Below are 21,419 nucleotides of genomic sequence, written 5' to 3'. Positions count from 1 at the left end.
GCATGTTTAGCTGCAAAAACAAGCAGACGGCAATGAAGTTGCATACCAGTGGTTATCAGTCAGGAGGTTGTATCCCATGCCACTACCAATAGACCGCGCTGAAGGAAAACGACTGTTCAAAAAGTATCGTTCCCAGCGGGACGGGATTAGAAACTGCCCGGAAATGGCCTCGGTCTGCCTGATCTGCGAATCCATTGATGTCGTAGTCAAACCGAATGCAGAGGGTATGCTGTACTGCCGAAACTGCGGCTTTGCCTTTTACCGCTACAGCTGTCCAGGCTGCGGCAAGACAGTGGATGGACGAGACCCCGGAAACCCCAGTTGCAGTGTATGCGGCCTGCGAATCTGCAGTTGCGGCACCTGTGGCTGTCCACAACCAGACAAGGAGACACACCTATGAAACAGGCTCAGCATGGCAGCACGATTACGGTCAGTTACATTGGCACCCTGGACAACGGCAGGATCTTTGACAGTACCGAAGAAAACAGTCCTCTGACTTTTACCATCGGCACTGATCAGGTCTTTGCAGCACTGGAACAGGCCATCATCGGCATGACTGCGGGTGAGACAAAAAACATTATCATACTGGCTGCAGATGCCTATGGACCACGTCTTGACGCTAACATTATCAAGGTGAAACGGGATATGTTTCCTGCAGATCGGGAGTTGCGGATCGGGGAAAAACTACGGATTGAGTTTAACGGCGGCAGAGAGCGGATACTGATTGTTCTTGACCAGAATGAGCAGGAGGTGACTCTGGACGGCAATCATCCCCTGGCAGGACTTGATCTGACCTTTGCGCTACGTCTGGATGCAGTGGAATGAGTAAACCTGATCGTTATGTTTCGTTTGTGGGGATTGATGGTGACTCCAACGCACGCAAGCTGATGGAGCTGCTTCGCCAGCATATTGATGACCCTGCCAAGACCAACCGTTTCTGGGAGCTGTTCAAGGGAAAACTGGAGCGGATCAAGCAGCCGGCTGAAACCAGCGGTTTCAGTCAGGATGAGCTGTACCTGATCCATGCCTACATCAATAACATCAGAGAACTGTTTGAGTCATACGATGATCAGCCGGCACTTGAGCTACTGGACCGAATTGAAGCAGAAAGCTGCTGACCTTTGATGGCCAACAGCTTTCTGTCTCGTCAGCTTATTCAGCGATCTTCTTTTCTTCCTCTTTAGGAGGCTCTTCCTGCTCGGCAACTTTGGCTTTTGCTGCAGCAGCAGCTGCGGCTTCTGCCTTTGCTGTTGCCTTTGCAGCCAGATATACTTCAAGGATTTCTTTGTAGTCTACGGTGCCGGTCAGTTCCGGCTTGATCGAAAAGAGCGGGGCATCATAGCGACTGAAACCACTGATGTTCTCCAGGCCGACCTGGTAGCGGTTATCCTTGCCCACCGCCGTAAAGCGGCTTTCAATGCGGCTGATCTGTCCTACTGATGTCAGCCCGATATCAAGGGTGGCAGCCATGCTGAATTTTGCCAGATAGGTATCAATTTTCTGCTTGTCGGTCAGGATCATCAGCGTGCCGTACTCTTCCTTGCTCAGCACGCCATCCTGATACAGCCGCTGGATCAGAGTGTCTGCAATGGTAAGCAGCAGGGCAACTGATTCCTCATGATTCAGGGTTACCTTGATATGTCTGACCACACCTGCTGCCTTGTCATCACCGGAAAGCGGCTGGTCACTAAAGCGTTCATCCTTCAGATTGGCAAAGCCTTTTAAAATTCCTTGTTTAAAGCCCTCGTTAACCGCATCGAAGTTTTTCTGGCCAAGCATGTTTTTAAGTTTGTCAGATTTATCACCGGTAAGTTTCAGCAGATCATTCAGATCAACCTTGATCAACTTGCCTTTGCTGGCCGGTGGCATGGGAAAGATGGTGTTAAAGAGCGTGGTGCCGATGTACAGGGTCTGATTGGAATAATCAAGCAGCAGTGGTACCTTGATTGAGACCTCAAGATTGTCCTGATCATAGTGAAGGTTGTACAGCACCTCGGATTTTTTGGCCTTCATGTCAATGGCGCCATCTGCAATAATAGAAAGCCCCCGCGCCGCCTCCAGCCCCTTTTCAAGATACTGCTGTTTGGATGCAGCTGCCTCCAGATCCTTAACCGGCACGGTCAGGTTGGTGATCCTACTTTTCGAGCTGTAGTTGTAGCCACTTGAGTTCAGGGTCTTGTGCAAGGCCTGATTAACTTCCTGGTGGGGTGGAAGCGTATGGGTACAACCGGCTGCCAGAAAACTGATCAAGCTGAGTACTACCAGAATATGTGGTCTCATGGGCATTGGCGCTAACTCCTCTGTTTCCAATAGGATTGGTCTTTGTAGCATGTTGAAGGCATACTAGACCATAAACCTCTTATATTCAATAACCTCCTGAAACAAGATTAGAATTTCATTGCTTAGAGACAGGACTGGTGCGCAACAACATCGGGATTGGAACAACTGGAGAGATCGCCCCTGAACACAAAGGCATCGCCATTCTTGGCAAGTCCGACCCAATCATGGATCGCAGCCGGATCAAATCCGCATTTCCTGCTACCACCAGATTCCAGCAAAGGTCGCCGGATCAGGAGGTGATCCTCAAGCAGCAAGGCAAGCGCCTCATCAGCAGCATAGGCCTCTGGATCAAGCTCGCCTGTTTTGACCCGCGTGGCATTAGGATTGAACCACTCCTGTACCGACAGCGTACCAAAGTAGGATTTCAGCTCTTCTGCAGTCCAGGAGTGGGCCAGCAGATCCTGTAGCAGCACCTGATGTCCTGCCTCTTGCAACAGCGCCAGCTGTTTCTGAGACGTTAAACAGCCGATCTTTGTATAAAACGTAATATGTGCCACAATCTCCTCCTGCTAATAGCCTTCCATCATCTGGCTGCCGCAGCCCACCAGATAGTGAAAGGTTTCGTCTCGATTGGTGATGAAACGCGGCATGGTGTTGAGAAAATCTTCTAGGCGATTCAGAACATCACCATCATCGGTGCCAAGCTGATCCATCACCGCACCCAGCATCGGCAGGACTTCGTACAGGTCATCCCGGTTAAATGGGGAAGGATCTGGCAGGCCGGAGAATTTCGGCTCGTCGCGGGTTTCTACATATTTGCGATATTTGAATTTCAGATCAAATGCCTTGACGACCAACATACGAACCTCCGAGTAAAACCCCAAAAATCATAGCACGCGGATCAAATCTGATCTGAGCGGATTTCCGCTGATTATCCAGACAAAATGGTTTGCAATCCGCGCATATCCGCCAAATCAGCGTTATCCGCGTGCTATTGTCATGGCCTTTAAGAAATCAATGACTGCCGCAACCGCCGCTGCCACAGCCGCCACCACATCCCTTTTTGACGATATCCGATGGAAGCGGTTTACCGCAAAGTTGCAGTGAGGCCTTATCAACAAACCACTCACCATCAACCTGATTACCCTGCAGTTCGTTCTTCTTCAGCATCATCAATACCCGTGTCTCAGTTGTAGCCAGCAACGTGGCTGCCTCGGCAATCGGTACGGTCGTTCCTGATGTACACATGGTCGTCTCCTTAAGCTGCCTTCAGCAGCTCTGCTCCGTTTAGATAAATATTTACCAGTTCCCGGTCTTTCAGATCACGCTTGCGGCGTAACGCCTCAAGCCGTACCACCGGCAGTAAAAGCCCGGCATCATCACGGGACAGCACAATTCCCAGCTCGCGATAGCGCTCGATCATGCCGCTGGCACCGGAATGCTTGCCCACCACAATCTGGCGCACCAGCCCCACCTCTGCCGGATCAAACCCCTCATAATTATGGGGATCTTTCAGGACGCCATCGGCATGCAGCCCTGATTCATGAGCAAAGACCCGCTCTCCCACCACTGCCTTCCAGGAGGGAAGCTCCCTCCGGGAGGCCTTGGCCACCATCAGGGACAGTTCGCGGAATCGATGGGTATCAATGCCGGTCTCAATACCGCAGGCATGCTTCAACCCCATCACCACCTCTTCAAGGGCAGCGTTGCCGGCCCGCTCACCCAGGCCGTTGACGGTGGTGTTCACAAAACGGGCACCGGCCCTGATTCCGGCAATGGCGTTGGCGGTGGCCATACCCAGGTCATTGTGGGTGTGGACCTCAATCTCCACCTCAGGTACGGCAGCCCGCAGCCAGGCCACCTTGTCGTACATGGTAAAGGGGTCCATGATGCCAAGGGTATCGCAGAACCGGAAGCGGTCACCACCCAGTTCACGGGTAATCTGCAGCAGTTCAACCAGAAAGCCCAGATCAGCCCGACTGGCATCTTCACCACCAACCGAGACATACAGATCATGCTGTTTGGCAAAGCCAAGTGCCACCTTCAGTTGCTCTTTGACTGCGTTGCGGTCTTTCTTCAACTTGCGGCTGATCATCTGATCAGAGACCGAGAGCGAGATATCAACGGCCTGAATGCCGCAATCAATACTGGCCTGAATTTCAGGGATCAAGGCCCGGTTCCAGGTGATCAGACGGGCAGACAGCTCCATCTCCACCAGGGCGCGGATGCTGTTCTGCTCATCCTCTCCCATGGCCGGAATTCCGCATTCAATCTCCTGCACCCCCACCAGGTCCAGCAGGCGGGCAATGGCCAGTTTTTCACGGCGGGAAAAAACCACACCGGCGGTCTGTTCTCCATCCCGCAGGGTGGTATCATCGATGATGATGTTGTTTGTGTTGATCATGGCAAGCTCCTTTGCTTAACCCATACTGCCCATGCTGGCCAGCCCGTAAATATGCTCCGCGTGGTAGGCTGGCGGCTGTCCGGCGTACATCAGATCCACTTCATTGCTAACCGTAAAACCCCGGCTGGTCAGCAGTTTTGAGGCAACCCGGTTTGATGACGGTACATCCAGCAGTACCTTTCCGGTTCCCGGCAGCATCTGTTCAAGCAGTTTTTCAGCCGTGGCGCTGTTCAGTGCGCCAAAGGGGCCGATCTGTTGACTGCTACCCAGTCGCTGCACTACTAGAAAACCTTCTTCTGTCCCGGCTGCTGTTCCGTTTGATGCGGCGTAGGCTAGTAGTTCGTTCCGAGAGTCACCCCAGCCCAGAAAATCAATTTCTTCCCAACCCGGTTCCAGTGGCTTTGCATCGTGCACCTCAATCGGCTCTGTGCCTATTCCCTCCCAACGTCTGATACGATCACAAACCCTGAAACCACTTCGTTCGTAGATCGGCCGTCCGGCAAGGGATGCGGTCAGCCAGACCGTTTGGACATCAGACCGCTGCAGTACCTGCATTGCCTGTTTGAACAGCGATGTTCCGATCCCCCGCCCCCGTGCATCAGCAGTAACCAGCAGGTTGCCGATCCAGCCTGAGCGGCCATGCCGCACTGCGGTGACAAAGCCAACCGGCTTGGTACCCTCATGGCAGACCAGGCAGCCCTCCGGTGAGCGTTCCAGCAGAAAGGCCAGCTCATGACGAGTGCTGATCCAACCTTCGTCTTTTGCCATGGACAAAAAAGGATGGATATCATTGGGGGTGAAGTTGCTGATCTGCATAATGCGGCCTTTCTCTTCCTGATCTCTTACAAAAGTCCGATTGCATCGGCCCGGCACTGTTTGCAATGCCGCATCTGGCTGATGATCCGCTCGTTGTTGTTACGTACTTCCGCAAGTTGCTCTGTGCTTGGCGCTGGAATATGTGCCAAGTCTGCCTGGGGAATCAGCGGCATGACGTTCATGACAAAGGCGCCCAGCCCTTTAATCCGCTCTGCAATCTGCGGGACCTCGGCCTCGTTAATGCCGGGGATCAACACGGTATTCACCTTGACCACCATGCCCAGCTCAACAGCCCGCTGTACCCCTTCATACTGGCTGGCCAGCAGGATCTCGGCGGCATCTTTACCGCTGTAGCGCTTGCCGTGGTAGTAGACATGGCGGTAAATCTGCGCTGCAGTCTCTGGATTTACCGCATTGATGGTGACGGTCAGACTGTGCAGCCCCAGGGCATGCAGGCGGTCCAAGGATTCAGGCAGCAGCAGGCCATTGGTGCTCATGCACTTGATCAGGTCGGGAAATGCTTCACCCACCAGCTTGAAGGTCTCAAAGGTCTGTTGATTGGCCAGCGGATCGCCAGGTCCGGCAATCCCCACCACCCGCATGGTCGGCCCCAGGATAGGGGAGGCCATCACCTCACGCACCTTATCCAGCGCCTCGGACGGAGTCATCAAGCGACTGGTAACGCCAGGCCGTGATTCATTGGCGCAATCATGTTTGCGGGTGCAGTAGCCGCACTTAATATTGCAGGCCGGTGCCACAGCCAGATGCATCCGGCCGGTCTTGTGGTGGTTTTGTTCAAAGCAGGGATGCCCCTGAATCTTTTTCATCTGCTCACAGGTTGTTGCCATGATCTACACTCCTTTCAAAAAGAAACGGCGCCACGAAGATTTCTCTTCGCAGGCGCCGTTGCCTGGATAATTACCCATAGGCATAGAGCGTGCCAGTTTTTATTTTGAAGTGATATCAGCGTGTTGGTTGTTGCCGCAACCTGGCGGTGATACTTTATTGAGCAATTTTACTGTTCTGGTGCAGACACAACGATGAAACGATCATCAAAAAATTCTTCCAGCATCGGTTTCACCTCCTGCCAACGCATCCCCCCGCCTCCACAGCCAGGCCGTGGAACGACCACGGCGTTCCAGCCACACTGATCTGCCAGCTGCCGTAACTCTTCGGCTGAGCGCCTGATCAGGCTCAGTTCAGGCAATGAAAACGGCGTCTCTTCCACCGGAAAGCTGACCAGCCCAAGCAGGATCTCATGGACATGATTGCCACGCACCTGCAGCAGCCTGCCCAGTTGGCTGCGAAGCTCAGGAAAACGTTCTGCGGCCTGTTTGGCCACCCCCTTGCCCATAATAGCCCTGCCGTCGCGGGTTAGTGAGCCGTTGGTGGTAATGGCAATGATGGCCTGACCTTGATACGACCAGATATCAATCTGCTGCTCACGCATCCGGGAACACTCCTTGCTTATAGATTTTTCATGATCCTGAACATCGACCCAACAGAACTGAAAGAACATGCCCGCGCCGCCTTTATCGGCATGGCGATCGGCGATGCATTGGGGGCAACGGTTGAGTTTATGACCACCCCTGAGATTGAAGCCAAATACGGCACCTTTAAAGAGATTATCGGGGGTGGCTGGTTGCGCCTGAAGCCGGGCCAGGTCACGGATGATACTGAAATGGCTCTTTGCATTGCCCGTGCCGTTTCTAAAAACCAGGGCTGGTCACGGGAGGCGATTGCCCAGCAGTTTGCTGCCTGGCTAAAGTCACGGCCGGTGGATTGCGGGGACACCTGTCGCAAGGGAATCCGGGCCTTTATGCTGAACGGCACCCTTGAGGTGCCGTATAATCAGTGGGATGGTGGCAATGGCGCTGCCATGCGGATGCTGCCGGCTGCCCTGCTGTCGCTGCCAGACACTGAGCTGATGAAAAAATATGCGCTGGAGCAGGCCAGGCTGACCCATCATCAGGCGCTGTCCGATGCGGCCTGTATTTGTCTGGGGACACTGCTGCATCAGATTCTGCAGGGGGCATCGAAAAGCAGTCTGCGACGGGAGGTTGACGGCTTTGTCACCCGCTTTCCTTCGTTTTGCTTTGAACCGTACCGCGGCCTGGCCACCGGTTACGTCGTGGATACCATGCAGACTGTATTTCACTGGTTTTTCAGGGGGAGAAGTTTTGAGGATTGTCTGGTGGGTACCGTGAATCAGGGGGCTGATGCTGATACCACCGGCGCCATCTGCGGCATGCTGGCCGGTGCTTACTACGGGCTGGAATCAATCCCTAAACGCTGGCTGAAGAAGATGGACCCCAAGCTGCTGCGTGAGCTGGAAGAACATGCAGACCGGTTGGTTATGGCGAGCCCGGCAGGCCGCTTTTTTTAATTCCAATGCCAACTCAAGGCGCTCTCTGCGTTGGCTCGTCTTCAGCTCCTCAACGTACTGCACGTACGCCTTCGTCGCCTCAATCCTCGCCGTCTTGATATCATCCTTGATTTGACATTGAAATAAGCAGCTCTTCGGCCAGTTGCGCCATGCTGACCCTGCGGGTCATGGACTGGCTCCGCATCAATTTAAATGCAGCATCCTCACTGATCCGTTCTTGCTCCATCAGCAAGCCCTTCGCCTTTTCAATCACTTTACGATCAGCCAGCCGTTGTTCTGATTCACGCAGTTTGGTTCGCAGGAGATCTTCATGCTCCAACCTGATGCGGGCCTCAATCAGGGCATGTGCCAGCTCAGGCTCTGTGGGGAAACTGGCTAGAAAAGCAGCAACACCTGCAGTAACTGCCGCTTTTACCAGCTCTGGTGTCCAGTTTTTTGCTGCCAGTAACACCGGCACCCAGACCTTGCCCCGCAGCGATGTTGTCAGAGTAATCCCGTCACACAGAGCTGGCTCATGGCTGCAGATCAGCAGGTCCGGTGGCTGCTCCAAAGCGGATTGAAGCGCGGCTGCAGGGCTGACAGACACCGCTGCACGATAGCCGCCGATTGCAGCAAGCAGTCGCGTCAGGTGATCCCGAAAAACCGGATCAGGGGAGCAGATCAGCACCGTTGCAGGCCTGCTCCTATCTGTCAGAGGTGTCTTCATGCAGAAGTTAAAAGCAGGAGCTGTGCCAGATTTATCGTTCCACAAAAAAAGGGACAGGCTGATCACCTGTCCCTTGCTACCTGCTTTCAATCGGAATGTTTAAAAACGGATCAGCAGACCACCCCAGGAAAGTCCGCCACCAAAGCCCATTACCAGCACCAGCTGGCCCGGCTTGATGGTGCCATCCTGCCTGAATTCATTCAGGGCCAGACCAACCGAGGCAGCCGAGGTGTTGCCGTATTTCTGCAGGTTGACCAGAAACTTTTCTTTGGGGATGTCGTGCTTCTTGGCAACCGCATCAATAATCCGCAGGTTGGCCTGGTGGGGGATCAGCCAGTCAAGATCAGCAGGCTGGATACCGGCCTTGCTGCAGACCGTCTGAATCAGTTCAGGAATGGCGCTGACTGCAAAGACATAGACCGGCTTGCCTGCCATGTAGAAGGTGTTCTCTTTGGCGGCAATGGTTTCGGCAGTAACCGGCTTGCGTGAGCCGGAAGACGGCACCTGAATCAGGGGCCAGCCATTGCCGTCAGTACGGATAAAGGAGGTGAGAATCCCTTTTTCTGAGGTTTCTTCGCCACGGATAATGACCGCTGCAGCGCCGTCTCCGAAGAGCGGGGCCGTGGTCTTGTCATCAAAATTAAGGATCTTGGAGTAGGTGTCAGCACCGATTACCAGGGCGGTGCGGGCCTTGCCAGCCCGAATGAAGCTGTCTGCCGTATCAAGGGCAAACACGAAGCTGCCGCAGACCGAGTTGATATCAAAGGCAAAGGCGTTCTTGGCACCGATCTCTTTTTGCACCATGCAGGCGGTGGCAGGCAGGATCATGTCCGGGGTGGAGGTGCCAACCACAATGCAGTCAATCTCGTCAGCGCTGATACCGGCATCCAGCAGGGCTGCCTGGGCTGCCCGGGTTGCCAGATCAGAAGTTGATTCATCAGGGCTGACAAAACGCCGTTCACGGATACCGGTACGGGAAGAGATCCACTCATCGGCATCATCAACCAGATAGGAGAAAAAATCATTGCCAACCACCCGTTCTGGCAGGCCGGCGCCACTACCGATTATACAGGATTGCATCATTATACTGTCCGTCGCGTAAAAGTGCGAACGTCCCTTCGTAAAAGTTTAACCACTATCGCACAGACAAACGCTGTTTGTCAATTGCGGGACACATCGTTTTCACCTTTAAAGGCGCTGAAAAGATCCACCAGACTAAAGCCCCATAAACCAAAAAAGGCGGCCAGCAGCAGCTTGGCCCAGAAGCTGTACGGCTGCAGTTGTTGCAAGATCAGGGCCGGCGTCAGGGGGGTGCCGGTCAGATGAGCACCGATCACCGGGCTGGCGATCTTCATTACAAAAAACAGGGAGACCAGCAGCAGCAGGTTGATGGCCATGATCAGGGCGATCCCCTTGTTGCGCCGTCCCAGATACAGTTGGCCCATGCCGGGCAGGATCAGTCCTGAAAGCAGCAGTGCGATAATCGGGCGTTTCATGGTGTTTCCTTTTCCGCCAGCAGGGCGATCATTTCATCATGAATCAGGCCGTTACTGGCCAGGATGCGGTGGTTGGTCACGTCATAGGCATTGCCGTCAAAGGCGGTCACCAGACCGCCAGCCTCGCGGACCAGCAGAGTGCCGGCAGCCACATCCCACGGCTTCAATTTGACCTCCCAGAAACCATCCAGCCGTCCTGCTGCCAGATAGGCCAGATCAAGGGCTGCGGCGCCGGCCCTCCGGATGCCACGGGCTGCCTTTTGAAACCGGATAAAGTGGTCAAAGTTATTTTCAGGGTCGGTGGCACAATCATAGGGGAAGCCGGTGCCAAGCAGTGAGCCTGCCAACGGCTGACGGGTTGATACCGACAGCCTGCGGCCATTGCGGAAGGCACCGCCACCGACCGTGGCACTGAACAGCTCATCGGTCATCGGGTTGTAGATCACCCCCACCACCAGCTCTCCACCCACTGACAGTGCGATGGAGACGCAGAACCAGGGGAAACCATGGGCATAGTTGGTGGTGCCATCAAGGGGATCAATAATCCAGACATGCTGACCATCACCAGCCGGATAATCCCCTTCTTCAGCCAGAATGCCATGCTCAGGAAAGCGGGCATGGATCATATCGACAATCAGCGCCTCTGAGGCCAGATCCAGCTCGGTCACCAGATTTTTAGCCCCCTTCAGATCAATTGAAAAGGCGGCATCAAAGCGCGATCGCTGTAACTGACCAGCAGCCAGGGCTGCTTCAATGGCACAATCAAGAAAACGGGATGCAGGCATATGGTGGGTATCCTTAGTGATGAAATGGTGTGACAGCATTAACAGAATTGCACCCCACTGACAAGGGGATCAGCTGCCCTGGCAGCAAGAGAGCTTTTGACTTTCCAAAACGATTGCTGCATAGTGCAAGGCTATGAAGTTTGGGAGGTTACTGGCATTATGATCCTTTTCGGCAATATACTATACGCATTGGCCAAGATTGTTGAATTGACCGATGGTCTGCTGACGGTCTACAAGTATATCCTGATCGCTGCGGCCCTGGTTACCTGGGTTAACCCAGATCCGTACAACCCGATTGTCAGTTTTCTCTATCGGGTGACGGAGCCGCTACTGTCCCGCATCCGCCGCAGGATGCCTGCCATGGGACCGGTGGATCTCTCACCGCTGGTGGCTTTCGCCTTGATTTATGTGGTGCAGATTGTGGTGCTGAATACCCTGTACCAGTACCTGCTTAATTACAGCATGATCCTGAAATTGAGGTAATACCCGATGACTATTACACCCCTGGATATACGGCAGCAGCAGTTTAAGGGCAAGATGCTGGGCGGTCTTGACTCTGATGATGTGGATAGCTTTCTGCAGGCCGTGGCGGTTGAGATGGAAGGGCTGCTGCGTGAAAATACTGAGCTGAAAGAGCAGGCCAACCGCCAGAACCGTGATTTGAGTGAACATGCCCAGCGTGAAAAGGATCTGCGTGAGACCATGCTGGCAGCTCAGCGGATTACCGATGAGATGAAGGCCAATGCCCAGAAAGAGGCCGAGCTGATTGTCTCAGAGGCACAGCTGCAAGCCAAACGGTTGGTGGATGAGGCGGAGCGCAAGGTGGCTGATCTGCAGGGGCGTATTCAAGATGTCCGCCGCCAGAAGCTGCAGTTTGAAATGGAGTTCAAGGCGTTGTTGGATAACCATGCGCGGATGATCGGCTGCGGTGAACAGTAACCAGCCTCTTCCCTGGCAGCAGGATGGCGAGACCCTGTTGCTACGGGTCTTTGTCCAGCCCAGGGCCTCCCGCAACCAGTTCTGTGGCATCCATGAAGGCGAACTGAAGCTGCGCCTGACCTCGCCACCGGTGGATGGGGCAGCCAATGAATGTTGTCGTGAATTTCTGGCAAAGCAGCTCAAGGTGCCCAAATCTGCAGTTACCCTCATTGCCGGAGACTCCTCGCGACACAAACGCCTGCGGATTACCGGCGCAACCACCCAACAGATTGAACAGCTGATCCCTCCCGACTAACGTCAGTTCCTGCCCCCTGGAAGGGCAGGTTATTTATGGTATGAAAGGATATTCCAATGGCACAGGCACAACAGGGCGATACCGTCCGGGTACATTATACCGGCACCCTGCAGGACGGCTCAATTTTCGATTCTTCCGAGGCAGCAGAACAGGATAGCTGTGGTTGCGATTGCAGCAGCTCTGGCGGTTGTGGTACCGGCAGTGACTGCGGCTGTGAACCGCTTGAATTCACCATCGGCGGCGGCAACGTGATCCCCGGCTTTGAAAAAGCGGTACTGGGGCTTTCTGTAGGTGAGAGCATCAAGGTGACCATCCCGGCTGATGAGGCCTATGGCCCCCGTCACGACCAGATGGTGGCGGTTGTTGACCGATCAGAACTGAACGGCGAAATTGAGCCGATTGAAGGCCAGCAACTTGAGGTGGTTTTGCAGGATGACTCAACCATGCCGGTATTGATCACTGAGGTGACTGAAACCACCGTGACCCTGGATGCCAACCATCCGCTGGCTGGCCAGGATCTGACCTTTGATATCAAGCTGGTGGAGATCGTTTAACAGCAAACTATTCTGAAGCCGCAAACAGAAAAGGCTGCCCGGTAATCCGGGCAGCCTTTTCTGTGTAACCTCTGGTCAGCGGTCTACTTGCCAGCCGTAGCCACCGTTGATCCCACCGGTTCCACCCCGAAATCCTTACCATCCGTGGGTGGGTTGATAATAATGATGGTGAACGGAATAGTCTTACCCGGCTGCACTTCCAGGTTGGTCAGGGAATCACCAAACTGGTTGTTCATGGCAGCCTCAATCTTGTCAGCCGGCATCTCGGCAAGCTGTTCTTTGGTCAGTTGATTGCCAGCATAGGCGGTCTTGGTAGCAACAGCCTGGTTGGTGGCACCAAAGACCATCCCTTTTACCTGCAGGGCGGCACGGGGTTTTTTGTAACCGTTCAGCGCCTCACCGGTAATAACCAGCAGCTCACCGGCAGTTGCCTTGGGAATAAAGTAGGCCTTGACGTTCTGAACCGTAATCTTGCCATCATCAGCTGCCACTCCTGGTTTACCAAACAGGGAGACCGCTTTTGAATCGTTGCCAATAAAGGTGTAGGCGATGTAGCCCAAAACCCCGAGTACCAGTATGGTGATAACCGCGATCAAAATTGACATGCTTGAACCTTGACGGCGGCGTGACGTAATGGACGACGGTGGAAGCTCTTCTGGCCCGGCCGGTGCGTCAAAGCTGATGTCCGGCTTTACTGGTTCCTGCTGCCGGGCGACGGACTCATCTACCGGCGCAAAGAGGGTGCTGCCTGCAGGCGCTGTTGCCGTGGCGTCAACCGCAACAGCGGCAGTATCACCGCTGAAGTCCATCTCTCCCAGGCTAAAGGCTTCAACCGGTGCGGCTGCTGTCTTGGTTGTCGTCTGGCCGTCGCCAAAATCAACACCAGAAAAATCAAAACTGTCTCCACTGGTTGCAGTGGACTGGGGTGCTACTTCATCAAAACTGAAGCTGGATTCAGCAACAGCAGATTTTGTTGTTGAGGCTGCGGTAAAGTTGCTGAAGTCCGTGGTGTCAATACTGGTTGGTGCTGCTGCCACCGCCGGTGCATCGCCAAAGTCAAATCCGCCCAGATCAATCTCGCCACTGGCGGCCACGGCAGCAGTGCCCTGGTCACCAAAGTCAAATGCTGACGTCTGGGCAGTGACATCAGCCCCAGGTGCAAAGGCGTCACCAAAATCAAAGGCAACGGTGTCTACAGGGGCGCTCTCTGCAGCAACGGGTGCTGCACCAAAATCAAAACCAAACTCTGCAGGTTGTTCTGCGGCCTGCTTTGGCGGCATAACCATGGTCATTTCGCCAAAATCTGCTGCAGCTGGCGTAGCAGCAGGTGTTTCAGTTGTAAAGGAGACATCGCCAAAGTCAAAATCGCTTGCAGCTGGTGTTTCGGCTTGTTCAAAACTGAAGGAGGTGTCAGTTGCAGGAGTAGCCTCTACCGGGGCTGCACCAAAATCAAAGGCAACCTCAGGCTCCGCAGCAAAGGCGGTGACTTCAGGTTCAGGCGCTGGAGTAAAACTCATACGAACCGTTTCATCGGCAGCGGCAACAGGAGCTGCCATGGCGACTGCTGCCAGATCAGGCATGACCTCAACCGGCGCACTGGCCTGTCCAACATCCTTGCGCACCGTGAAAATATGGCGACACTTGGCACAGCGGACCTTTACTCCTCGATCCGAAACCCTCTCATCGTCAAGCTTGAATTTGGTCCGGCATTGTTCGCATTGAATGATCATCGCCAGCTCCCTGTCGGAAGAAAATATCTTTATTGTCATTAACGGCTGAAAAATCAACGTATTGTGTAACAGAATGACCCGCTGGTGTCAATTTACTTATACTGTTGAACAGTGCTGCGCAACCGGGCAGGTCTGGCAACAGGCAGACCTTGTGCCGTTGCACCCTTCAGAAATGCCCAGATGGCAGAGTGAAAAATCATATTTAACCGGGTCCTGCGGGTCAAACAGCCTGAGTGCAGCCGTAATTTCAGTGGCCATGCGCCAATCCGGTGTCTGTCTACTGGTAAGCCCCAGCATCCGGCCAATCCGCTCAATATGGCGATCCACCGGAATAATCAGCTGAGCTGGATGCACCTGGTGCCAAAGCCCCAGGTCTATCCCGTCAGCCGGGCGTACCACCCAGCGCAGAAACATACAGAGTCGCTTGCAGGCACTGCCACCCGCTGGAGCTGGAAACAGAAAGCGAAAACTGGATTCCCGGGTTAGTCCTGACTTGCCAAACACAGGCTGGTAATCCAGCCCCAGTACTGCCGAACAAAAACCGTTTAAGCCCTGCTCAACGGTCACTGCATCGGCCTTGTGAAACTGGCTGAAGAAACCTTCAATACTGCCACACTGCTGCCGCATCAGCCGAATGGCCCAGAACAGGGCTGCCAGATCATTTTCATTGTTAAAACGATGTTTAAAGCCGCTGCAGAGTTGTCTCTGTTTTTTGGGATCAAAATCATCGACAAACCCTGTTGGAGAATCACCCATACTACTGAAGATACGGAAAAGGCTGCCTTTGATAACCTTGACCGAACCATAGGCAAACACCGCTGCAATCAGGGCTGCAACCTCTTGATCTGCCGGATCGTGATAACGGTGACAGAAAGAGAGCGGATCATTGGCCAGATGCTGTTGAGAGCGGCTGGCGTAAAGTTGATCAAGAGTTGTATGTAGTGAGCGATGATGCGGCAACTACACCTCTGCCTCTCTCAGGAACTGAGCTGCATCTTCAGGTGAGGTGGGGTTGATAAAGAAGCCGGTGCCCCACTCAAAACCGGCAATGGAGGTCAGGCGTGGCACCAGTTCAATATGCCAGTGGTAGTCATACTCCAGCGAGGTCCACATGGCCGGTTTACCAGGGCGCTTGTGCATTGGCGGACAGGTATGCAGGATAAAGTTGTAGGGGGCATCCTTCAGTACCAGCTTGACCCGCATCAGCATATCCTTCAGGGCCACGGCCAACTCTGCCAGCTGGGCATCATGCATCAGGGCAAAGTCATGGCTGTGTCGCTTGGGGTACAGGCGCAGTTCAAAGGGGAAGCTGGCTGCATAGGGGGCCAGGGTCACAAAGTTGGAAAACTCCCGCACCACCCGAACCCCTTGTTCCAGCTCAAAGGTTATCAGGTCACAGAACAGGCAACGTTCCTTGTTGGCATAGTGGGTGCGGCAGACCTTCAGTTCGGTGGTGGCCACCGGCGGTAACATCGGCACGGCAATCAACTGGCTGTGGGAATGGGCCAGTGAGGCACCGGCCCGTGCGCCATGGTTCTTGAACAGGATCATGTAACGGAAACGGAAATCCCGTCGCAGATCAAGCAGACGTGTCCGCCAGGTAATCAGCACATCAGTCAGTTCAGCTGGCGTCAGGTCTGCCATGGATTTGTTGTGGTCCGGTGTCTCAATGATCACCTCATGGGCGCCGATACCGTTCATCACATCATAGGGCCCATGACCACGATTTTCCAACTCACCTTCAATCCGCAGGGCTGGATATTTGTTGGGAATCACCCGAACCTTCCAATTGGGGGTGTTGGGCATACCGCTGGGACGGATGGCAAAGATCTCCGGCGGGGTCTTGTCTTCGTTGCCATAGCAGAACGGACAGGAGGTGATCGGTAGCGGCTCCGGCTCTGCCTGAAAATCCCGCGGGCGGCGGCCCCGTTCAGTGGCAATAATCACCCAATGCAGTTTTAATGGATCCCAACGCAATTCAGACATAGACATACCCTTCTTTGTATAGAAACGAGGATTTTTTCGTTATGGACTCGTTAATCAAGGAGTGGCGCGGAGGCGTACCATAGAGTACGCCGCACAAGCCATTCCGAAGATTGGCGGGGCCAGGGCGGAAAAAGATCGTTTCAAATCAGCCAGTCATTGGCTTCCAGGTCCGGCCCTTCATAGTTAAGCATCAACGGTGCATCAGATGGCCAGCGCCCGATCTCTTCACTGTTGCGGGTCAGCGTGACGCTGACAAACAGCTTGGATTTTGGCAGCAGGTTCAGCCCTTCCAGTGGCAGTGCAACCTCGCAGGTGCGGTCAATGACCCAGCGGCAGCAGCTGTTGGTGGGGGTCCAGCTTCCAAGTTCTCTGACCAGCAACAGCCCTTCTTCCATGCTGCGCTGCATCGGCAGGCGATACTCACGGTCTGCAATCAGCTGTAGTGCCAGAATATCATTCTCTTTCAATAGCCGGGAAAGCTCCTGAATGCCGTCAATTCTAAAGAACAGCGAATCGCGGTTATAGCCCCAGTAGAACCCTTGCAGTAGGCGATCAGACGAGTGCATGGCAGAGCCCTGGCGGGTCAGGTCAAACAGGCCGGCAGCCAGCCATTCAAAGTAATCCCCCACCCGGCCATTGATATCCGGCTCAATGAAGCCAGCTGGTTCACGCACCAGGCCTGCCGGACTCTTCTTCTTGATCGGTTCCAGCAGTTCCCGGGGAGGACTGATCCCCAGCATGGTGTAGATGTTGGTGAGATGCTGCCGAAACAGGCGGTCAAACCGGTCACTGTGGGGCGAGAAGTGATCATCACCAAACCACCAGAACCAGTCGCTTCCTTCTGCGGCATAGAGCGAGGTGCAGAGCAGGCGGGCCACCTGATCACCATCCATGCCACCACTTGCCAGCTGGTGGGCTGCCTCGGGGTGATGTTCCACAATTGCCCGTCTGGCGCCTGCCACCAGGTCCCAGGCCAGGTTCTCTTCGGGATGGCCGATCCAGATGCCGTAATTGGCATTGATCCATGAGCCGGGATGGATCCGGTGCAGGCGGCCATCAAAACCGGATTTTTCCAGTACGTCGCTGCAGGTGGTAAGATTCAGGTCCGGTGCCTCGGCAACGGCAGCATAGATACCGGAAAGGAAGTCATAGGCATTGTCAGGATAGAATTCCCAGGCATTTTCACCGTCCAGAATAACCGGAATCACCTTGCCGTCCGTACCTACCTGACGGCTTATCTGACGCAGGCGACCGGTAAAATCAACCACCGCCCGACGGGCATCCCACTGGCTGTAGGTAAAGCCGATCAGGTCTGAAAGCTGATGATCGCGGAAGAAGATACCCAGATCCCCCTTGGCAGTGCTAAAACGCCAGGGGTGGTAGAGCCGTTCATGGTGCTCACCCAGGCCGCCATCCAGCGAACGGGCCAGCACCTCTTCATCGGTTGCCACCCACTCCAGACCGCAGTCACGAATCAGCTGCAGCACCTCATCGCTGACTGAGCCTTCCGAAGGCCACATCCCCCGTGGCGTAATGCCGAAGATCTCCTGAAAATAGCGCAGGCCATGGCAGATATGGGCACGGGCATCTTCGGGGTGGCGGAAACGCTCCTGGGGCAGGGTTACGCGGGGCATCGCCTCCCGTGCCAGTTGGGTATCACATAGCAGTGGCAGGATCGGGTGAAAGTAGGGAGTTACGGACAGTTCGATCTGTCCTGATGTATGCAGCCGTTTGTAGAGCGGCACAATCTCGTTCAGCAGCTTGCGCTGGGTAGCAAACAACAGGGCCCGGTCCTCTGCCGTGTAGCCCTGCCCCTTGGCCAGCAGCTGCTGAAAGGCAGGAAAACGACGGCGGGCTGCCTCGCCGGTCCAGGCCAGAAAGAAGCAGACCTGCAGGTCCTGCAGATCCTGATGGCTAAAATGCCTGACCCGCTCCCGTACCGCACCGGGCTTGCCTTCACCTGCCATGTAGAGCAGTTCAAGGTAGCGACGGTGCGGCTCGATCATCCGCTGCCGGTTGGCAGAAAAGAAATTCTCCAGCAGGAAGATCCGGTCTTCTTCCGACATATCTGCCGGATTCATCTGGCCCTTGATCAGGAACGGGTCTACCGCCGTACCGGCGGCGTAGTCCAGCAACTGTTCCACCAGCGACGGCACAATATTAAACACCGCCCGCGCCCCTGGTGTATCCTCCACAATGGCCGGCATGTCATAGTAGTCCTTGATGGCATGCAGGTAGGTCCAGGGCAGGGCGTACTCCCCCTTGACCGGGTCCTTGTAGTACGGCTGGTGCATATGCCAGAGGAATATGACGTCAATCGGTCTGGTCATGGTCGGCTATTCCAGCTCTTTCTTCCACTTCTCTACTTTTTTGCGATAGTCATCCAACAACTTGCCAGCGGTCTTCTCATCCTTGGCCTCGGCAAAAATATGCACAAAGGAGCTGTACTGATCCGGCAGCACCAGTGCCCAGTCATTGTCAAACTGTACCTTGATGCCGTCGATGAATGAGGCTTCCTGCTCGAGGGAATCCTCACTCATCTTGCGCATGATCCCCCCCTTCATCTCAAAGGCGCAGGGAAGGCTGGCCTGCAGGAATGCTCGTTTGGGAGCTTCTTCAAGCACTCGTGAAAACGGCAGACCAACGGTAATCCCCAGCTCCACCAGTTTGGCAATGGCATACATGCCGTCAAAGGCTGCCTGAAAGCGGGGGAAGGCAAAACGGCCATCAGGGGATGCAGCCAGGATCACCTCAGATGAGGAAGCCGCCTCCAGCATGGCCCGGTCACTACTCTTGGTGCGGGTGACGCCACATTTTTTCTTGAGTGCCATCTGTTCGATGGTTGACGGTGCCTGTACCGGTACTGCAATGGTACCCCGCTGATCGGTCTTGAGCTGGAGTGCAATCACCAGGGTCAGCAGTTGAATCCCGTCGTAGATGGTACCGGTTTCATCCAGCAGGGTAATCGACTCAACCGCAGGTTCAAGCCAGAAACCGGCCTGGGCACCCAGAGAGCTGACAATGGCTGAAAGCTGTCGTAGCCCTTCCTGTTTCGGCTTGGGCACGCAGCCGCCACGGCCATCATCCACATAGGCGTTCAGGGCGATCACGTTGCAGCCCAGCTCATTCAGCAGCATCGGCAGCACCTGGCTGGCCGGTGAATAGTTGAAGTCCACCACCACGGTCCAGGCAGCCTTGCGGCAGACTTCCACATTTAAAGCCCGCAGATAGCCTTCACGATAAAAGTCAATCGCCTGGGGGATATCAATCAAGGCCCCCGGCTCAGTGTGGTGGGCACGCCGGAAGTTCTCTTTAAAGAAGATCCGCTCCAGGTTCTTGGCCATGTTACTGGAAAAATCCAGGCCATCACCATCCAGGAAGATGATCTCCATTGAAGCTGGATCTTCGCTGGATTGGCGGAAGTGAAAGCCGCCCACCTCGCCAAAGGTTTTCAGCTTGTAACGGATCAACGGCAGCGAGGTCATGGTCATGTCCCGCACATTGACCCCGGCTGACAGCAGACCACCCACAAAGCAGCGTTTCAGCATGCGAGAAGAACGGTTGGCATCCCTGCCGCCCAGCACATAGCTGCCTTTGGGCAGGGTGGTGCCATAGGCGCAGCCCAGCTTGGCCACAAACTCAGGGGTCAGCTCCACGTTGGAGAGTCCCTTGATGATCGCCCCTTCAAAGAGTGATTTCTTCCATTTTTCACCCCAGATCAGGTTGGCCGTTACGGTGGAGCCTGCCTCAATCATCTTGCGTGGCCAGATCTTGACATCGGCCTTGATCTTGACATCATCGCCGATGGAGGTGTCGTCAGCCACGATCACCCCTTCATCCAGCACCGCATTCTGCCCCACCCGCACATTGGCGCAGATCACGCTGTCGGTAACCTTTGCCCCTTTTTTGACATAGGCATTGTCCCACAGCACACAACGGTTGAGCTTTACTCCAGCTTCAATGGTGCAGTTACGGCCAATCACGGAATCCTTGATCTGGACCTCGCCACGAATCTGGGAGTTGTCGCCGATTACCACGGTGCCAGACAGGCCAGAGGCATCCTCAAGGGTTACATCAGCCCCGACCCGCAGGTCCTTGCCTACAAAATCCTGTTTTTCCTCGTCAATCTTCAGGTTAACCTTGCCTTTGAAGATGTCGTGGTACGCCTCACGGTAGGAGTCGGTGTTGCCGATGTCGCGCCAGTAGCCTTTGGCAGAGAAGCCAAACAGTGGGTCACTGTTCTGCAGCATTAACGGGAACAGGTCTTGGGAAAAGTCGAAGTTTTCTCCCTTGGGGATGTAGTTGAAGATCTCTGGCTCCAGCACATAAATGCCGGTGTTGATGGTGTCGGAGATCACCTCGCCCCAGCCCGGTTTCTCCAGAAACTGGGTGATCCGCTTTTCCTTGTCAGTGATCACCACACCAAACTGCAGCGGGTCTTTGACCGAGGTGAGGGTGATGGTGGCCATCGCCTTGTTGTCGGCATGGAAATCCAGCACCTTTTTCAGGTTGAAGTCGGTCAGCAGATCGCCGGAGATGACCAGAAAACGCTCATCCAGATACTTCTCTGCCGCCTTGACCGCTCCGGCAGTGCCCATATCCTCAATCGGGGTAACATAGGTGATCTTGACCCCGAAATCGGAACCGTCCCGGAAGAATTTCTTAATCACTTCAGGCTGATGGTAGAGCAACATCACCAGATCAGTGATGTCATGTTTGGCTCTTCAGCAGAATCTGTGGGTAGCCTCAGGTTCTGGCAGGTTGCCAAGTGTATGATACAAGGCGATTTTCATCACTTCAAAGTTTCTGAAACCGTATGCTTTACGTGACGTCACTTTAGCCTTGTTGTTGAATCCTTCTACGGCCCCCAAGGCAACCTGCCCTTTGGTCCGAAACCAGTTGAGTAACAGCTCCCGATGCGAGCGCAGCATCTTGGCAATCTTCTTCATCGGGATGATGCGTGACCTCATGGTTCTTTTGCACCAAGCATCCAGAAATCTGGCAGCCCAGCCCGCAGTGGCATAGCGCCAGAAGAACTGGAA

Annotated in this window: 25 protein-coding genes and 1 pseudogene; 8 read left to right on the top strand and 18 right to left on the bottom strand. The window is 54.6% G+C overall.

Annotation, left to right across the window (positions count from 1 at the left end):
- Window positions 1-76 precede the first annotated feature (76 nt).
- Genes B5D39_RS15010 through cowN form a run of 3 tightly spaced genes read left to right on the top strand, consistent with a single transcriptional unit; the run spans window position 77 to window position 1,118 of the window.
- A complete protein-coding gene (locus B5D39_RS15010; protein WP_078791279.1) occupies window positions 77-400 on the top strand; it encodes a hypothetical protein in 324 nt (107 codons plus the stop codon).
- On the top strand, window positions 397-825 hold the full coding sequence (locus B5D39_RS15005) for an FKBP-type peptidyl-prolyl cis-trans isomerase (RefSeq protein ID WP_078791278.1): 429 nt from the start codon (window positions 397-399) through the stop codon (window positions 823-825). Before B5D39_RS15010 ends, B5D39_RS15005 begins: the two co-directional genes overlap by 4 nt.
- Entirely contained in the window at window positions 822-1,118 is a 297-nt protein-coding gene (cowN, locus tag B5D39_RS15000) for a N(2)-fixation sustaining protein CowN (RefSeq protein ID WP_078791277.1), read from the top strand. Before B5D39_RS15005 ends, cowN begins: the two co-directional genes overlap by 4 nt.
- 34 nt (window positions 1,119-1,152) lie before the next feature.
- Here the strand turns inward: cowN and B5D39_RS14995 are convergent, their stop codons facing one another.
- The 8 genes from B5D39_RS14995 to B5D39_RS14960 form a co-directional block, all read right to left on the bottom strand.
- Window positions 1,153-2,286, bottom strand: coding sequence for a hypothetical protein (locus B5D39_RS14995; RefSeq protein ID WP_078791276.1), 1,134 nt, complete (start codon window positions 2,284-2,286; stop codon window positions 1,153-1,155).
- Between the two features lie 116 nt (window positions 2,287-2,402).
- Complete coding sequence (locus tag B5D39_RS14990) at window positions 2,403-2,837, bottom strand: ArsC/Spx/MgsR family protein (RefSeq protein ID WP_078791275.1); 435 nt, start codon at window positions 2,835-2,837, stop codon at window positions 2,403-2,405.
- A gap of 12 nt (window positions 2,838-2,849) precedes the next feature.
- Window positions 2,850-3,140 carry a hypothetical protein gene (locus B5D39_RS14985; RefSeq protein ID WP_078791274.1) on the bottom strand — a complete coding sequence of 97 codons (291 nt, stop codon included), beginning with the start codon at window positions 3,138-3,140 and terminating at the stop codon, window positions 2,850-2,852.
- Between the two features lie 154 nt (window positions 3,141-3,294).
- Window positions 3,295-3,528 carry a hypothetical protein gene (locus B5D39_RS14980; RefSeq protein ID WP_078791273.1) on the bottom strand — a complete coding sequence of 78 codons (234 nt, stop codon included), beginning with the start codon at window positions 3,526-3,528 and terminating at the stop codon, window positions 3,295-3,297.
- A 10-nt stretch (window positions 3,529-3,538) separates the two neighbouring features.
- A complete protein-coding gene (nifV, locus tag B5D39_RS14975) occupies window positions 3,539-4,684 on the bottom strand; it encodes a homocitrate synthase (RefSeq protein WP_078791272.1) in 1,146 nt (381 codons plus the stop codon).
- Window positions 4,685-4,699: 15 nt separating this feature from the next.
- Window positions 4,700-5,500, bottom strand: coding sequence for a GNAT family N-acetyltransferase (locus tag B5D39_RS14970; RefSeq protein ID WP_078791271.1), 801 nt, complete (start codon window positions 5,498-5,500; stop codon window positions 4,700-4,702).
- 26 nt (window positions 5,501-5,526) lie between these two features.
- The gene (locus tag B5D39_RS14965; RefSeq protein WP_078791270.1) at window positions 5,527-6,348 is read right to left on the bottom strand and encodes a radical SAM protein; all 822 of its coding nucleotides are present in this window, start codon (window positions 6,346-6,348) and stop codon (window positions 5,527-5,529) included.
- Window positions 6,349-6,515: 167 nt separating this feature from the next.
- Entirely contained in the window at window positions 6,516-6,950 is a 435-nt protein-coding gene (locus B5D39_RS14960; RefSeq protein ID WP_078791269.1) for a macro domain-containing protein, read from the bottom strand.
- Window positions 6,951-6,980: 30 nt separating this feature from the next.
- Here B5D39_RS14960 and draG point away from each other — a divergent pair, with 30 nt between their 5' ends.
- Window positions 6,981-7,886, top strand: a complete 906-nt coding sequence (gene draG, locus B5D39_RS14955) for an ADP-ribosyl-[dinitrogen reductase] hydrolase (RefSeq protein WP_078791268.1) — start codon at window positions 6,981-6,983, stop codon at window positions 7,884-7,886.
- Window positions 7,887-7,986: 100 nt separating this feature from the next.
- Here draG and B5D39_RS14950 read toward each other — a convergent pair whose 3' ends face one another.
- The 4 genes from B5D39_RS14950 to B5D39_RS14935 form a co-directional block, all read right to left on the bottom strand.
- Entirely contained in the window at window positions 7,987-8,592 is a 606-nt protein-coding gene (locus B5D39_RS14950; protein ID WP_139366799.1) for an ANTAR domain-containing response regulator, read from the bottom strand.
- Window positions 8,593-8,691: 99 nt separating this feature from the next.
- Window positions 8,692-9,675, bottom strand: coding sequence for a beta-ketoacyl-ACP synthase III (locus B5D39_RS14945; protein WP_078791266.1), 984 nt, complete (start codon window positions 9,673-9,675; stop codon window positions 8,692-8,694).
- A 77-nt stretch (window positions 9,676-9,752) separates the two neighbouring features.
- Complete coding sequence (locus tag B5D39_RS14940; RefSeq protein WP_078791265.1) at window positions 9,753-10,088, bottom strand: hypothetical protein; 336 nt, start codon at window positions 10,086-10,088, stop codon at window positions 9,753-9,755.
- Window positions 10,085-10,873 (bottom strand): inositol monophosphatase family protein, encoded by a 789-nt coding sequence (locus B5D39_RS14935; RefSeq protein ID WP_078791264.1) that lies wholly within the window; start codon window positions 10,871-10,873, stop codon window positions 10,085-10,087. Before B5D39_RS14935 ends, B5D39_RS14940 begins: the two co-directional genes overlap by 4 nt.
- Before the next feature lie 159 nt (window positions 10,874-11,032).
- Here B5D39_RS14935 and B5D39_RS14930 point away from each other — a divergent pair, with 159 nt between their 5' ends.
- The 4 genes from B5D39_RS14930 to B5D39_RS14915 are packed head-to-tail and all read left to right on the top strand — an operon-like array spanning window position 11,033 to window position 12,661.
- Entirely contained in the window at window positions 11,033-11,356 is a 324-nt protein-coding gene (locus B5D39_RS14930) for a YggT family protein (RefSeq protein WP_078791263.1), read from the top strand.
- Between the two features lie 6 nt (window positions 11,357-11,362).
- Window positions 11,363-11,812, top strand: a complete 450-nt coding sequence (locus tag B5D39_RS14925) for a DivIVA domain-containing protein (RefSeq protein WP_078791262.1) — start codon at window positions 11,363-11,365, stop codon at window positions 11,810-11,812.
- The gene (locus tag B5D39_RS14920; protein ID WP_078791261.1) at window positions 11,802-12,107 is read left to right on the top strand and encodes a DUF167 domain-containing protein; all 306 of its coding nucleotides are present in this window, start codon (window positions 11,802-11,804) and stop codon (window positions 12,105-12,107) included. The genes B5D39_RS14925 and B5D39_RS14920 overlap by 11 nt, the downstream gene beginning before the upstream one ends.
- Before the next feature lie 56 nt (window positions 12,108-12,163).
- Window positions 12,164-12,661, top strand: a complete 498-nt coding sequence (locus tag B5D39_RS14915; protein WP_078791260.1) for an FKBP-type peptidyl-prolyl cis-trans isomerase — start codon at window positions 12,164-12,166, stop codon at window positions 12,659-12,661.
- An 83-nt stretch (window positions 12,662-12,744) separates the two neighbouring features.
- On the opposite strand, the gene B5D39_RS14910 is transcribed toward B5D39_RS14915, so the two are convergent.
- The 6 genes and pseudogenes from B5D39_RS14910 to B5D39_RS14885 form a co-directional block, all read right to left on the bottom strand.
- The gene (locus tag B5D39_RS14910; protein ID WP_161947520.1) at window positions 12,745-14,391 is read right to left on the bottom strand and encodes a DUF3426 domain-containing protein; all 1,647 of its coding nucleotides are present in this window, start codon (window positions 14,389-14,391) and stop codon (window positions 12,745-12,747) included.
- 96 nt (window positions 14,392-14,487) lie between these two features.
- Window positions 14,488-15,351, bottom strand: a complete 864-nt coding sequence (locus B5D39_RS14905; RefSeq protein ID WP_078791258.1) for a TIGR02757 family protein — start codon at window positions 15,349-15,351, stop codon at window positions 14,488-14,490.
- Complete coding sequence (gene galT, locus B5D39_RS14900; protein WP_078791257.1) at window positions 15,352-16,377, bottom strand: galactose-1-phosphate uridylyltransferase; 1,026 nt, start codon at window positions 16,375-16,377, stop codon at window positions 15,352-15,354.
- A gap of 140 nt (window positions 16,378-16,517) precedes the next feature.
- Complete coding sequence (locus B5D39_RS14895) at window positions 16,518-18,707, bottom strand: glycoside hydrolase family 57 protein (protein WP_078791256.1); 2,190 nt, start codon at window positions 18,705-18,707, stop codon at window positions 16,518-16,520.
- Window positions 18,708-18,713: 6 nt separating this feature from the next.
- Window positions 18,714-21,095, bottom strand: a pseudogene (locus B5D39_RS14890) (sugar phosphate nucleotidyltransferase); the annotation flags it as partial.
- A 6-nt stretch (window positions 21,096-21,101) separates the two neighbouring features.
- Window positions 21,102-21,419 (bottom strand): transposase (locus tag B5D39_RS14885; protein ID WP_139366798.1); only part of this gene is annotated, 318 nt, incomplete at its 5' end.

It is taken from the genome of Trichlorobacter thiogenes, assembly GCF_900167465.1.
GTDB classification, from domain to species: Bacteria; Desulfobacterota; Desulfuromonadia; order Geobacterales; family Pseudopelobacteraceae; genus Trichlorobacter; species Trichlorobacter thiogenes.
This window is presented reverse-complemented; position numbering and strand designations above follow the sequence as displayed.

What these genes read in the sequence shown, in the direction of transcription:
- galT (WP_078791257.1), bottom strand. Translation starts at nt 16,377, where the DNA reads ATGTCTGAATTGCGTTGGGATCCATTAAAACTGCATTGGGTGATTATT.
- B5D39_RS14915 (WP_078791260.1), top strand. Translation starts at nt 12,164, where the DNA reads ATGGCACAGGCACAACAGGGCGATACCGTCCGGGTACATTATACCGGC.
- B5D39_RS14995 (WP_078791276.1), bottom strand. Translation starts at nt 2,286, where the DNA reads ATGCCCATGAGACCACATATTCTGGTAGTACTCAGCTTGATCAGTTTT.
- B5D39_RS14945 (WP_078791266.1), bottom strand. Translation starts at nt 9,675, where the DNA reads ATGATGCAATCCTGTATAATCGGTAGTGGCGCCGGCCTGCCAGAACGG.
- cowN (WP_078791277.1), top strand. Translation starts at nt 822, where the DNA reads ATGAGTAAACCTGATCGTTATGTTTCGTTTGTGGGGATTGATGGTGAC.
- B5D39_RS15005 (WP_078791278.1), top strand. Translation starts at nt 397, where the DNA reads ATGAAACAGGCTCAGCATGGCAGCACGATTACGGTCAGTTACATTGGC.
- B5D39_RS14940 (WP_078791265.1), bottom strand. Translation starts at nt 10,088, where the DNA reads ATGAAACGCCCGATTATCGCACTGCTGCTTTCAGGACTGATCCTGCCC.
- draG (WP_078791268.1), top strand. Translation starts at nt 6,981, where the DNA reads ATGATCCTGAACATCGACCCAACAGAACTGAAAGAACATGCCCGCGCC.
- B5D39_RS14985 (WP_078791274.1), bottom strand. Translation starts at nt 3,140, where the DNA reads ATGTTGGTCGTCAAGGCATTTGATCTGAAATTCAAATATCGCAAATAT.
- B5D39_RS14960 (WP_078791269.1), bottom strand. Translation starts at nt 6,950, where the DNA reads ATGCGTGAGCAGCAGATTGATATCTGGTCGTATCAAGGTCAGGCCATC.
- B5D39_RS14930 (WP_078791263.1), top strand. Translation starts at nt 11,033, where the DNA reads ATGATCCTTTTCGGCAATATACTATACGCATTGGCCAAGATTGTTGAA.
- B5D39_RS14925 (WP_078791262.1), top strand. Translation starts at nt 11,363, where the DNA reads ATGACTATTACACCCCTGGATATACGGCAGCAGCAGTTTAAGGGCAAG.
- B5D39_RS14895 (WP_078791256.1), bottom strand. Translation starts at nt 18,707, where the DNA reads ATGACCAGACCGATTGACGTCATATTCCTCTGGCATATGCACCAGCCG.
- B5D39_RS14950 (WP_139366799.1), bottom strand. Translation starts at nt 8,592, where the DNA reads ATGAAGACACCTCTGACAGATAGGAGCAGGCCTGCAACGGTGCTGATC.
- B5D39_RS14965 (WP_078791270.1), bottom strand. Translation starts at nt 6,348, where the DNA reads ATGGCAACAACCTGTGAGCAGATGAAAAAGATTCAGGGGCATCCCTGC.
- B5D39_RS14970 (WP_078791271.1), bottom strand. Translation starts at nt 5,500, where the DNA reads ATGCAGATCAGCAACTTCACCCCCAATGATATCCATCCTTTTTTGTCC.
- B5D39_RS14980 (WP_078791273.1), bottom strand. Translation starts at nt 3,528, where the DNA reads ATGTGTACATCAGGAACGACCGTACCGATTGCCGAGGCAGCCACGTTG.
- B5D39_RS15010 (WP_078791279.1), top strand. Translation starts at nt 77, where the DNA reads ATGCCACTACCAATAGACCGCGCTGAAGGAAAACGACTGTTCAAAAAG.
- B5D39_RS14910 (WP_161947520.1), bottom strand. Translation starts at nt 14,391, where the DNA reads ATGATCATTCAATGCGAACAATGCCGGACCAAATTCAAGCTTGACGAT.
- nifV (WP_078791272.1), bottom strand. Translation starts at nt 4,684, where the DNA reads ATGATCAACACAAACAACATCATCATCGATGATACCACCCTGCGGGAT.
- B5D39_RS14935 (WP_078791264.1), bottom strand. Translation starts at nt 10,873, where the DNA reads ATGCCTGCATCCCGTTTTCTTGATTGTGCCATTGAAGCAGCCCTGGCT.